Origin of the sequence: Micromonospora sp. U56 (assembly GCF_018070095.1) — a bacterium.
Classification (GTDB): Bacteria; Actinomycetota; Actinomycetes; order Mycobacteriales; family Micromonosporaceae; genus Micromonospora; species Micromonospora purpureochromogenes.
Genome location: NZ_JAGPYL010000166.1, coordinates 1 through 11,391, shown reverse-complemented (window position 1 = coordinate 11,391; position 11,391 = coordinate 1). Strand labels below are relative to the sequence as shown.

Genomic DNA, 11,391 nt, shown 5'->3' with positions numbered 1-11,391 from the left:
GCCAACGGGCGCGAAATGGCCACTCTTTCTCCGAAAGTGCACGGCGGACTGCCGCTCGGGGCGTTCGGGAAGCGTGGCGGACTGCCGCTCGGGGCGCTCGGGGGTGCGCGGTGGGCCTGCGCGGCGGGGTTCGCGGGAGTGCGTGGCGGACTGCCGCTCGGGGCCGGGGGAGTGTCGGGACGGGGGGTGGGAAACCCCGGGCGAGGCGAGGCGAGGGGAGGGAGCGCGGGGGTGCGGCTGACCGGGGTGGCGCGGGAGTCCGGGTGGACCGGGCTCTCGGTGAGCACCACGCTGACGAATCCGAGCACCCGGCCGGGGCTGCGGTTGCCGGGCCGGGTGACGCTCGCCGCCGGGCCGGACGACGTGCCGATCCGGCACGTACGGCTGGGCCTGGTCGCCACCGCGGAATCGGACGATCCGCGCAGTCCACGGCAACTGGTGCAGTACCACCAGGTGCCCATCGGCGGCCGGTTCTTGGTGCCGGCGGGGCGACGCCGGGCGATCGACTTCGCCCTGCCGTTGCCCTGGGAGACCCCGGTGACGATCTTCGGCGAGGTGCCCCTGATGAGCATGCGCACCGGGCTACGGACCGAGGTGTCGGTCGACCCCGAGCTGGACCAGGGGGCGATGGTGCCGGTCTTCGTCCATCCGCTCCCCACCCAGCAGCACATCCTCGCCGCACTGGACACGCTCGGCTTCCTGATCCGGCAGGCCGGCCTGTCGCACGGCCGGCTGCCCGGCGTCGAGCAGGCGCTGCCGGTGCACCAGCGACTCGGTTACTGGGTGGGACCGCTCTACGCCGGCCCGATCACCGAGCTGGAGGTGATCTTCGTGGCGAACTCGGCCGGCCTGGAGGTGGTCCTCTGGCTGGACCGCCGGCTGTCGCTGACCGGGATCAGCCACCAGAGCATCAGCCGCTTCCGGATCTGGCACACCGGTGCCGATCAGCGGGACTGGGTGGCCGTCGTGGACGGCTGGCTGCGCGCGGCGATCAACCGGCACGCGGCTGCCGCCTCGCACGCCGACTGGTCCGCCAAGATCACCGAGTCCGCCCACGTCAGCCGCCATCCCGACGAACCGGTCGGGCCCGGCTACGGCCTCGGCGGCACCGCCGGGGGCGGGGGCATCGGCGGCGGTGGCGGCGACGGCACCTGATCGCCCTGCGCCGGCGCCCGATCGAGGTGGGGGCGACGGCACCTGATCGCCAGACCCCGGCGGGGGCGACGGCACCCGGGGCGCCGCCCGGCCGGTGTCAGACCGAGGCGGTGGCGAGCTTCAGGCTGAAGCCGAGGAAGAGCACCGCGACGCCGGTGGTCGCGCTCGCGGCCAGCCGCCGGCGGCGCCGGAACTGGGCGGCCAGGAAGGTGCCCATGAAGATCAACGCGGTCAGGTAGAGCGCGCTGGTGACCTGGGCGATCAGCCCGAGCAGCAGGAACGACAGCGCCGGCCAGGCGTACCCGGGGTCGACGAACTGGATGAAGAACGAGATGAAGAAGAGGATCGCCTTCGGGTTGAGTAGGCTGATCACCAACGCCTTGCGGAACGGGCTGCGCATCGCCGCCGGCTCCGCGGCGTCGATCAGCCGCGGCGCCGCCGGGTCGTTGCGGTCGCGCCAGCGCCGCCAGGCCCCGCGCAGCATCGTCAGCCCGACATACCCGAGGTACGCCGCACCCGCGTACTTGATCACCAGGAAGAGCGGCGGGTACGCCTTGAGCAGCGACGCCACCCCGGCGGCGGAGAGGAACATCAGCACCCCGTCGCCGACGAACACCCCACCCGCCGCCCGGTAGCCGGCCCCCACCCCCCGCTTGGCGGCGGTGGAGAGCACGAAGAGCGAGTTCGGCCCCGGCAGCAGAATGATCGCCACGGTCCCCAGCACGTACGTCCAGATGTCGGTGATGCCCAGCACGCCCGCCATCATCACGCCACGGGTGCCGTACGGCGAAGCCTTTCCCGGAGCCTGGCCTGTGCGTTCGGCCACTCGTCGACGGTCATCGCGTACTGCACGGTGTCCCGCCAGGAGCCGTCCGGGCGCTGCCGGTGCATCCGCAGCACACCCTCCCGGGTGGCGCCCAGGCGCTCGATCGCCGCCTGCGAGCGGGTGTTGCGGATGTCGGTGTGCCACGCCACCCGGACCGCGCCGAGCTCGTCGAAGGCACGGCTGAGCAGCAGCAGCTTGGCCTCGGTGTTGATCCCGCTGCGCCACCAGGGCCGGCCGAGCCAGGTGTGGCCGATGGCGACCGCCCGCCGCTCCGGGTCGATGTCGTAGTACGAGGTGGTGCCGACCACCGCGCCCGTCCGCGCGCAGCGCTGCGCCCAGGGCACCCGTTCGCCCCGGTGCCCGGCGGCCAGCGCGCCCGCGACGATCTCCCTCATTGCGGCCGGGTCGGCGGGCAGCGGGTGGCCCAGGTGCGCCCACACCTCCGGTTCGGCGGTGGCGGTGAAGAGCTCGTCGGCGTGGGTCAGGTCCAGCGGCTCCAGCAGCACGTGCTCGCCCCGCAGGGTCGCCGCCTCCCGCCACGGCGACTCGGCGGTCCGCAGTCCCGCCGGCACCGGCGCGGTGACGCCCGCGTCCGGTTGCGGCAGCCCGGCGGTCAGCCGCAGCGGCACCACCCCGGCCCAGTACGGCAGGTCGAGGTCGGCGGGGTCGTCGCGGACCCCACCGGTGCGGGACCGCAGTGACACCTCGCGCAGCGGCAACGCCAGCACGGCCGTCTCGGCCAGCTCCCGGCGGCTCGGCGGGCGGCTGTCCGCGCTGCGACCGGCGGCGACCTTTTCCACCAGGGCGGTCAGCATCCGTGACTTCTCGGCGTCGTCGGTGACCAGGTGGGCGGTGCCGTGCGCGACCACCGACCGGTAGTTGGCGCTGTGGTGGAACTGTGAGCGGGCGTAGACCAGCCCGTCGAGCAGGGTGACGGTGACGCAGATCCGCAGTTTGCCGTCACCGCGGGCGGCGAGCAGCGGCCGGCTGCCGGTGGAGCCGTGCAGGTAGAGGGTGTCGCCGATGCGCACGTGCAGGGTGGGCAGCAGCCGGGGCTCGCCGTCGACGGTGAACCCGAGCACGCAGTGGTACGCCTCGTCGAGCACCGCGTGCACGGCGACCGGGTCGTAGCTCATCCGGTCGCGGGAGCGGCTGGCCGTGGTGCGCGGGGTCGGGGCGTACATGCGACATCCCACCTTTGTTCTAGTACAATCTCCGAACTGTGGCAGTACGTTATCAGATCAGTGGCAGCACGTCGGCCGCCATTTCGGCGAGCGTGGAAACCGGCATCCGGGCCGACGCGCTGGCTCCGGGCAGTCCGCTGCCCGCCGTCCGGGCGCTCGCCACCGAGCTGGGGGTCAGCCCGGCCACCGTCGCCCGGGCCTATCAGGAGCTGCGCCAGCGGGGCCTGGTCGTCACCGCCGGCCGGCACGGCACCCGGGTGCGCCCCCGACCCCCGGTCGCCGGCCGGCGCGCCGCGCTGCACCCGCCGCCCGCCCCCGGCACCCGCGACCTCTCCCAGGGGTACCCCGACCCCCGGCTGCTGCCCCCGCTCGGCCCGCACCTGGCCGCGCTCGCCGCCGAGATCGGCCCACCCGTCGGGTACGCCTCGACCGCCCTGCTCCCCGCGTTCGCCGAGGCGGCCCGGGACCGGCTCGCCGTTGACGGCGTGCCGGCCGAGGAGATCACCGTGACCGGGGGCGCGCTCGACGGCATCGAGCGGCTGCTCGCCGCGCACCTGCGGCCCGGTGACGCGGTGGCGGTGGAGGACCCGGGCTGGGCCAACCTGCTCGACCTGGTCGCCGCGCTCGGGCTGCGGCCGATCGGCGTACCGGTGGACGACGACGGGCCCACCGAGGCCGGCGTCCGCGACGCCGTGGCCCTCGGCGCCCGGGCGCTGGTGGTGACCAGCCGCGCGCAGAACCCGACCGGCGCCGCGGTCTCCGCCGAGCGGGCCGGGGCCCTGCGGGAGCTGCTCGCCGGCCGCCCCGACCTGCTGCTGATCGAGGACGACCATGCCGCCGAGCTGGCCCGGGTGCCGCTGCACCCGCTCGCCGGGGCGACCCCGGCGTGGGCCTTCGTCCGGTCGGTGAGCAAGCCGTTCGGGCCCGACCTGCGGCTGGCCGTGCTGGCCGGCGACGAGGCCACCGTGTCCCGGGTCGCCGGCCGCGCCCGGGTCGGCGCCGGCTGGGTCTCCACCGTGCTGCAACGGCTGGTGCTCTCGCTCTGGCGCGACCCGGCCACCGCGGAGCTGGTCCGCCGCTCCGGCGCGGAGTACGAGCGGCGGCGCACCGGGCTGCTGGCGGCGCTCGCCGCCCGGGGCCTGGCCGGGCGCGGTCGCAGCGGCATCAACATCTGGCTGCCGGTGTCGGACGAGACCAGTGTGGTCACCGCGCTGCGCGACGCCGGGTGGTCGGTGGCGCCCGGTGCGCTCTACCGGATCGGTGCCGAGCCCGGGATCCGGATCACCGTCAGCGCGCTCGACGACGCCGACCTGGTGCCGGTCGCCGACGCGGTCGCCCGGGCGCTCCGCCCGGCCCCGCCGGGCCGGTTCACCGCGTGACCCGGCTGGTCCTCGACGCGCATGGTCGACATTCCGGAGGGTCAGTGGCCGCGCCACACCCGGCGTCGCCGGCGAATCCGGGATATAAAGTTCGCCATGGCCGAGACCGACGCGCCCGGTGCGCAGCAGTTCATCCCGCCGCAGGCCGACACCCTCGACGAGCTGCGCGCCGCAGCCGCCGGTTGCCGGGGCTGCGAGCTGTACCGCGACGCCTCGCAGACGGTCTTCGGCCGGGGTGACGAGAGCGCCCGGGTGGTCCTGGTCGGCGAGCAGCCCGGCGACATGGAAGATCAAAAAGGACTACCCTTCGTCGGCCCGGCCGGCCGGCTGTTGCGGCGGGCGGTCGACGACGCCGGAATCGACCCAAAGCACATCTATTTGACGAATGCCGTAAAGCACTTCAGGTTCGAGCTGCGCGGGAAGCGGCGCATCCACCAGACGCCGGACCGGGTGCACATCACCGCCTGCCGACCGTGGCTGGTCGCGGAGTTCGCCCGGCTGCACCCCGAGATCGTGGTGGTGCTCGGCGCGACCGCCGCCAAGGCCCTGCTCGGCCCGGCGTTCCGGGTGACCAAGCAGCGCGGCGAGCTGCTGCCCTGGCCGGCCGCCGCGCAACGCCCGGAGGACTTCGTCCGGGTCCCGGTGGACAGCGCCGGGAAGGTGGCCGACGCGCCGGCCGCGCAGCTGCTGGCCACCATCCACCCGTCCGCCGTGCTGCGCGCCGACGACCAGGACGCCGCGTACGCGGGGCTGGTGCAGGACCTGACGGTCGGCGCCCGTGCGCTGGCCGGATAGCGCCCGGCTCAGGCCCCAGTCGTGATCTTGCCGTACCCGTCCTTGGCGACGATCCGTCCGTCGCGGACCCGGTAGACGTCCAGGCCGCACAGCACGGTGCCGTCCTCGGCCGGCGCCCACGCCCACGCCCACACCACCCGCTCGCCGGCGGCCCAGACCGGGCCGAGCACCGGGCCCTCGCCGGGCCCGAGCTGGTCGGCGAAGGCCGCCGTCACCGCGTCCCGCCCGCGGACGGTGGCGGCCGGACCGTCCCAGGCGTTCGGCCGGTACGTCACCTCGTCGCGAGGCAGGCGGAGACCGCCGCCAGGTCACCGCGTACCCAGGCCGCGTTGAACCGCTCGACCAGATCCCGCGCGTCCGTCATGCCCCGGCACGGTAGTGCCCGGCCCCCGTCGCGTCACGCCGGTAACCGGGCCCGGCGACGGGACGCCCCCGCCGTGCTCGCCACGCGCACCCTGACCCGGGTGCGCCACTGGCGATGCCTGTCACCGCCCCTGGGCAGCGCGGGTGAGCGGTGCCACACTGGCCGCCATGGAGCAGCATCTGTACGAACCGGTCCACGAGGAGTTCCGCGACCTGTGCCGGGAGTTCCTGGCCCGCGAGGCGGTGCCGCACCACCCCCGGTGGGAGGCCGACGGCATCGTCGACCGCGAGGTGTGGCGCAAGGCCGGCGCGGCCGGACTGCTCGGCATGGACGTCGACACCGACCACGGCGGCGGCGGGCAGCGCGACTTCCGGTTCAACGCGGTCCTGGACGAGGAGATCGTCGCGTCGGGCTGCTCGGGGCTCGGCTTCGGCCTGCACAACGACGTGGTGGCGCCGTACCTGACCGAGCTGACCACCGACGAGCAGCGCAAGCGCTGGCTGCCCGGGTTCTGCTCCGGTGACCTGGTCACCGCGATCGCGATGAGCGAGCCCGGTGCGGGCAGCGACCTGGCGGGGATCCGCACCAGCGCGGTCCGCGACGGCGACGGGTGGGTGCTCAACGGGCAGAAGACGTTCATCACCAACGGCGAGATGGCCGATCTGGTGATCGTGGTGGTGCGTACCGCGCCGGACCAGGGCGCGCACGGGGTCAGCCTGGTCGCGGTGGAGACCGGTACCCCCGGCTTCACCCGGGGCCGGCGGCTGGCGAAGGTGGGCCTGAAGGCCAACGACACCGCCGAGCTCTTCTTCGACGACTGCCGGGTGCCGGCGGAGAACCTGATCGGCACCGAGAACCACGGCTTCTACCACCTGATGGCCAACCTGCCCCGGGAGCGGCTCAGCATCGCCGTCGCGGCGGTGGCGGCGGCGGAGAAGCTGCTCGCGGTGACCCTCGACTACGCCCGCCAGCGGGAGGCGTTCGGCCGGCCGATCGGCAGGTTCCAGCACAACCGGTTCCTGCTCGCGGAGCTGGACACCGAGGTCACCATCGCGCGCACCTTCGTCAACCACTGCGTGGCCGAGTTCAACGCCGGCCGGCTCTCGGTCACCGACGCCGCGAAGGCCAAGTGGTGGACCACCGAGCTGCAGAACAAGGTCGCCGACCGCTGCGTGCAGCTGCACGGCGGCTACGGGTTCATGCTGGAGTACCCGGTGGCGAAGGCCTGGCTGGACGGGCGGGTGCAGACCATCTACGGCGGCACCACCGAGATCATGAAGGAGATCATCGGGCGCGGGCTCGGCCTGTAGGGCCGGTGTCAAAGTCCCTGGCCGGCCTGCGGCGGGCCCAGACGACGACCGGCCGCGTTGGAGATGCGTCCGGATACCGGTGTTGTATCCGGACGCATCTCCGCCTTGCCGGATCGCCGCCTGGACTCCGCCTCGGCTCGACCGAGGACTTTGACACAGGCCCTGGCGAAACCGGGTCCCCGGGGGCGGGGCCGGTTTGCAAGGATGGGGCCGCGTCTGACCCCTTACCGAGGAGGCCGCATGGCCACCGACCTGACCGCGCCGGCCCGTACCCGGCCGGACGTCGCGCCGATCCAGCGACGGACCCTGCGCCTGCTGTTCAGCACCCAGATCATCGGCGGGATCGGCGTCACCATCGGCATCTCGGTGGGGGCGCTGCTCGCCGCCCGGGTCGCCGGGACCGCCGTCGCCGGCCTGGCGCAGAGCGCCGCCGTGGTCGGCGGGGCGCTGCTCGCCGTCCCGGTCACCCGGATCATGAACGGGCACGGCCGGCGACCAGGGCTGGCCGTCGCCTACCTGTCCGGCGCCGTCGGCGCCGTGCTGGTGGTGCTCGCCACGGTCACCCGCTCCGTACCGCTGCTCTTCCTCGGCATGCTGCTCTTCGGCGGCGGCACCGCGGCGAACCTCCAGGCCCGCTACGCCGCGGTGGACCTCGCCGAGCCGGCCCGCCGGGGCCGCCAGCTGTCGCTGATCGTGTGGGCCACCACCATCGGCGCGGTGGCCGCGCCGAACTTCGCCGCGCTCGCCGATCGCACCACCAGCGGGTGGGGACTGCCACCGCTGGCCGGTCCGTTCGCGTTCAGCGCCGCCGCGTTCGTGCTCGCCGCCGTCGTACTCCTGGTGCTGCTGCGGCCCGACCCGCTGCTCACCGCGCGCCGGCTGGCGGCGGCCGACGCCCCGGTCGCGGCCGCCGTCGCGGACGTCACCCCGCCGGCCGAGGCCGGCGCCGCGCCGGCGCGGACCGCCCGGCGCGGTGCGGGGATGCGCGCGGCCTGGCAGGTGGTACGCGGCCGCCCGGCGGCCCGGCTCGGCATCGCGGCGGTGGCGGTCGGCCACGTGGTGATGGTCGCGGTGATGTCGATGACGCCGGTACGCCTCGGCGAGTCGCACGGCGACGCCGACGTGCTGCGGGTGGTCGGCATCGTGCTGAGCCTGCACATCGCCGGCATGTACGCGCTCAGCCCGCTGGTGGGCTGGCTCACCGACCGGCTGGGGCGGCGCGCGGTCGTCCTCGGCGGTGTCGGGCTGCTGCTGGCCGCCTGCGCGGTCGCCGGCACCGCCGGGCACCACACGCCCCGGCTCTCGGTCGGCCTGGCCCTGCTCGGGCTGGGCTGGTCCGGCACCATGGTGGCCGGCTCCACCCTGCTGTCGGAGTCGGTGCCGGCGGCGATCCGGCCGAGCGTGCAGGGTCTCTCCGACCTGACGATGGGGCTGGCCGGCGCCGGTGCCGCCGCCCTGAGCGGGTTTGTCATGCGGGCGGCGGGTTATCCGGTGCTGACCCTGCTGGCGGCGATCGCGGTGGTGCCCCTGGTGGCGCTAGCGTTGCGTCCGGTGCCGGTGGGGGCACCGGACGAGGAGGACTGATCACGTGCGGCTGACCGACTTCTGGACCCGGTTGGAGGAGGCCTTCGGGCCGGGCTACGCGGGCAGCATCGCCCGCGACCAGGTGTTGTCCCAGCTGGGCGGGCGGACCATCGAGCAGGCGCTCGCCTCGGGTGAGCAGACCCACGTGGTGTGGCGGGCCGTCGTCGCCGCCTATCCCGACCGGGTGCCCGCCCGGCTCCGCTGAGCGGCGCTCTCGTCGCTCCCGCGTGTCGCTTGCCGACTCGTACACCTGTTCGGCTATTGTCCACAGCAGGGTGCTCGTCCACAGCTCACGGCCCGTCGGCTGGTTTTCTGTCGGACCCAGCGCCTAGCGTGTCCCGCGTGACGCGAAGCTCAGGAAAGACGCCGGCGAAGGCAGGGGTGGCAAACATGGCCGCAGGGCCCGATCGGGAGAAGGCACTCGACCTTGCTCTCGCTCAGATCGACAAGCAGTTCGGCAAGGGTTCGGTGATGCGGCTGGGGGAGCGGCCGGTCATCCAGACCTCGGTGATCCCCACCGGCTCGATCGCGCTCGACGTGGCGCTCGGCGTGGGCGGTCTGCCCCGCGGCCGGGTCGTCGAGATCTACGGTCCCGAGTCCAGCGGTAAGACCACGGTCGCCCTGCACGCGGTGGCCAACGCCCAGCGGGCCGGCGGCATCGCCGCCTTCATCGACGCCGAGCACGCGCTCGACCCGGACTACGCGAAGGCCCTCGGCGTCGACACCGACGCCCTGCTGGTCTCTCAGCCGGACACCGGCGAGCAGGCGCTGGAGATCACGGACATGCTGGTCCGCTCCGGCGCGATCGACATCGTCGTGATCGACTCGGTGGCGGCCCTGGTGCCGCGCGCCGAGATCGAGGGCGAGATGGGCGACAGCCACGTGGGTCTCCAGGCCCGGCTGATGAGCCAGGCGCTGCGGAAGATCACCGGTGTGCTCAACAACACCGGCACCACGGCGATCTTCATCAACCAGCTCCGCGAGAAGATCGGCGTGATGTTCGGCAGCCCGGAGACCACCACCGGTGGTCGGGCGCTGAAGTTCTACGCTTCGGTCCGACTCGACGTGCGCCGCATCGAGAGCTTGAAGGACGGCACCGACGTTGTCGGTAACCGGACCCGGGTCAAGGTCGTGAAGAACAAGGTCGCCGCGCCGTTCAAGCAGGCCGAGTTCGACATCATGTACGGCAAGGGCATCTCCCGCGAGGGCTCGCTGATCGACGTCGGCGTGGAGCAGGCGATCATCCGCAAGTCCGGCGCCTGGTACACCTACGACGGTGACCAGCTCGGCCAGGGCAAGGAGAAGGCCCGCGAGTTCCTCAAGGAGAACCCGGACGTGGCCGCCGAGATCGAGAAGAAGATCCTGGAGAAGCTCGGCGTCGGGGTCGGCGCGGGCGACGCCGCCGGTGGCCCGGAGCTGCCGCCGGTCGACTTCTGATCGGCCGCCGGCTAAGTGGCAGGACGACGCGCCCGCACGGGGCGGGGCTGGGATGCCAGCCCACCCCGGGCGGGTGACGGCACCACCCCACGGCCCCGTCGGGGTCGTCGTGGTCGGTCCGACGAGACCGAGCCGGAGGCGACCCCGACCCCACCGCGCGACGAGGCCGAGGTGGCCCGGGAGATCTGCCTGCGGCAGCTCGCGGTGCGCCCGCGTACCCGGGCCGAGCTGGCCGGGGCGCTGGCCAAGCGGGGCATCTCCGACGAGGTGTCCGCCGACGTGCTCGACCGGTACGACGAGGTCGGCATCATCGACGACGCCGCCTTCGCCCGCGCCTGGGTCTCCAGCCGGCACACCGGCCGGGGCCTGGCCCGCCGGGCGCTGGCCAACGAGCTGCGCCAGCGCGGCGTGGACGGCGACGTGGCCAGCGAGGCGCTCGGCGAGCTGGACGAGGAGACCGAGGCGGAGACCGCCCGCGCCCTGGTGGACCGGAAACTGCGCACCGCCCGAGGCGAACCGGACGCGGTGTTCCGCCGGCTGGTCGGGATGCTCGCCCGCAAGGGCTACCCGCCGGGTGTGGCGATCCGCGCGGTGAAGGACGCGCTGGCCGCGCAGAGCGCCGAGGCGGCCGAGTTCGCCGAGCAGATCGACGCCGACGCCCTGGCCGAGGCCGAGGGCGAACTGGACCGGGACACCCGCGCCACCGACTGACCCGCCACCCGCTGGCCCGATCCGTCCGTGAGACGCCCGGCGCTGATCATGCCGGGGCCGTCCGGGCGGGGGAGCAGCGACTAGTTTTGCTTTCCTTTCTAGAGCTGTCCATAATCGACGGTATTGGGCAGTGTCTATCGGATCGGCGAGTTTGCCAAGCGGGTGGGCCGCTCGGTGAGCACGGTGCGCCGGTGGGAGGCGGAGGGCCGGTTCACGGCCCGTCGTCTGCGGTCCGGGCAGCGGTATTTCGACGATTCGGATGTGCGCAGGGTGCTTCAGCCGGGCTTCGACGCCGACCGGCGGAAGGTTGTGCTGTACTGCCGGGTCTCGTCGCCGGGTCAGAAGTCCGACTTGGTCTCGCAGGTGGCGGCGATGCAACAGTTCTGCCTCGCTCGTGGTCTGGCCGTGGACGAGTGGATCAGCGAGGTCGGCGGCGGGATGAACCTTCGCCGCAAGAAATTCCTGGCGTTGATGGACGCCGTCGACCGGGGTGAGGTCGCCACGCTGGTGGTGGCGCACGGACCTCCTGGGCATCGTGCAGACCTTCTCGTGGCGGCTGTACGGTCTGCGCCGCTACGAGAAGGAGTTGAAAAGGGCGGACCTGACCATGGAGGGTGACCGGTGAAGGTCACCCGGATCGCCTACT

General features: G+C 73.6%; 11 protein-coding genes and 1 pseudogene. 9 read left to right on the top strand and 3 right to left on the bottom strand.

Going from position 1 to position 11,391, the window contains the following annotated elements; genetic code table 11:
- Nucleotides 1-231: 231 nt before the first annotated feature.
- Nucleotides 232-1,155: a sporulation protein gene (locus KBX37_RS31400; protein WP_210779472.1), complete on the top strand. Its 924-nt coding sequence runs from the start codon at nt 232-234 to the stop codon at nt 1,153-1,155.
- A 97-nt stretch (nt 1,156-1,252) separates the two neighbouring features.
- Here the strand turns inward: KBX37_RS31400 and leuE are convergent, their stop codons facing one another.
- Nucleotides 1,253-1,921 carry a leucine efflux protein LeuE gene (leuE, locus tag KBX37_RS31395; protein WP_088963369.1) on the bottom strand — a complete coding sequence of 223 codons (669 nt, stop codon included), beginning with the start codon at nt 1,919-1,921 and terminating at the stop codon, nt 1,253-1,255.
- Nucleotides 1,921-3,165: a bifunctional pyridoxamine 5'-phosphate oxidase family protein/GNAT family N-acetyltransferase gene (locus KBX37_RS31390; protein WP_210779471.1), complete on the bottom strand. Its 1,245-nt coding sequence runs from the start codon at nt 3,163-3,165 to the stop codon at nt 1,921-1,923. Before KBX37_RS31390 ends, leuE begins: the two co-directional genes overlap by 1 nt.
- 38 nt (nt 3,166-3,203) lie before the next feature.
- Here KBX37_RS31390 and KBX37_RS31385 point away from each other — a divergent pair, with 38 nt between their 5' ends.
- Together KBX37_RS31385 and KBX37_RS31380 are read left to right on the top strand one after the other, a co-directional pair.
- Nucleotides 3,204-4,544: an aminotransferase class I/II-fold pyridoxal phosphate-dependent enzyme gene (locus KBX37_RS31385; protein ID WP_210779470.1), complete on the top strand. Its 1,341-nt coding sequence runs from the start codon at nt 3,204-3,206 to the stop codon at nt 4,542-4,544.
- 96 nt (nt 4,545-4,640) lie between these two features.
- Nucleotides 4,641-5,339: a UdgX family uracil-DNA binding protein gene (locus KBX37_RS31380; protein WP_210779469.1), complete on the top strand. Its 699-nt coding sequence runs from the start codon at nt 4,641-4,643 to the stop codon at nt 5,337-5,339.
- Nucleotides 5,340-5,347: 8 nt separating this feature from the next.
- Here the strand turns inward: KBX37_RS31380 and KBX37_RS31375 are convergent, their stop codons facing one another.
- Complete coding sequence (locus tag KBX37_RS31375; protein ID WP_307849286.1) at nt 5,348-5,614, bottom strand: nuclear transport factor 2 family protein; 267 nt, start codon at nt 5,612-5,614, stop codon at nt 5,348-5,350.
- 256 nt (nt 5,615-5,870) lie between these two features.
- Between KBX37_RS31375 and KBX37_RS31370 the strand changes: the two genes are divergently transcribed.
- The 6 genes and pseudogenes from KBX37_RS31370 (at nt 5,871) to KBX37_RS31345 (ending at nt 11,370) form a co-directional block, all read left to right on the top strand.
- Nucleotides 5,871-7,013, top strand: a complete 1,143-nt coding sequence (locus tag KBX37_RS31370; RefSeq protein ID WP_210779468.1) for an acyl-CoA dehydrogenase family protein — start codon at nt 5,871-5,873, stop codon at nt 7,011-7,013.
- A 240-nt stretch (nt 7,014-7,253) separates the two neighbouring features.
- A complete protein-coding gene (locus KBX37_RS31365) occupies nt 7,254-8,597 on the top strand; it encodes an MFS transporter (protein WP_210779467.1) in 1,344 nt (447 codons plus the stop codon).
- Nucleotides 8,598-8,601: 4 nt separating this feature from the next.
- The gene (locus KBX37_RS31360; protein ID WP_210779466.1) at nt 8,602-8,802 is read left to right on the top strand and encodes a DUF3046 domain-containing protein; all 201 of its coding nucleotides are present in this window, start codon (nt 8,602-8,604) and stop codon (nt 8,800-8,802) included.
- A 185-nt stretch (nt 8,803-8,987) separates the two neighbouring features.
- Complete coding sequence (gene recA / locus KBX37_RS31355) at nt 8,988-10,034, top strand: recombinase RecA (protein WP_088963361.1); 1,047 nt, start codon at nt 8,988-8,990, stop codon at nt 10,032-10,034.
- Between the two features lie 15 nt (nt 10,035-10,049).
- On the top strand, nt 10,050-10,745 hold the full coding sequence (locus tag KBX37_RS31350; protein ID WP_210779465.1) for a regulatory protein RecX: 696 nt from the start codon (nt 10,050-10,052) through the stop codon (nt 10,743-10,745).
- Between the two features lie 123 nt (nt 10,746-10,868).
- Nucleotides 10,869-11,370 (top strand): annotated as a pseudogene (locus KBX37_RS31345) (IS607 family transposase).
- Nucleotides 11,371-11,391 lie beyond the last annotated feature (21 nt).

Coding starts and splice junctions, on each gene's coding strand:
- recA (WP_088963361.1), top strand. CDS start 8,988: ATGGCCGCAGGGCCCGATCGGGAGAAGGCACTCGACCTTGCTCTCGCT.
- KBX37_RS31390 (WP_210779471.1), bottom strand. CDS start 3,165: ATGTACGCCCCGACCCCGCGCACCACGGCCAGCCGCTCCCGCGACCGG.
- KBX37_RS31380 (WP_210779469.1), top strand. CDS start 4,641: ATGGCCGAGACCGACGCGCCCGGTGCGCAGCAGTTCATCCCGCCGCAG.
- KBX37_RS31370 (WP_210779468.1), top strand. CDS start 5,871: ATGGAGCAGCATCTGTACGAACCGGTCCACGAGGAGTTCCGCGACCTG.
- KBX37_RS31365 (WP_210779467.1), top strand. CDS start 7,254: ATGGCCACCGACCTGACCGCGCCGGCCCGTACCCGGCCGGACGTCGCG.
- leuE (WP_088963369.1), bottom strand. CDS start 1,921: ATGATGGCGGGCGTGCTGGGCATCACCGACATCTGGACGTACGTGCTG.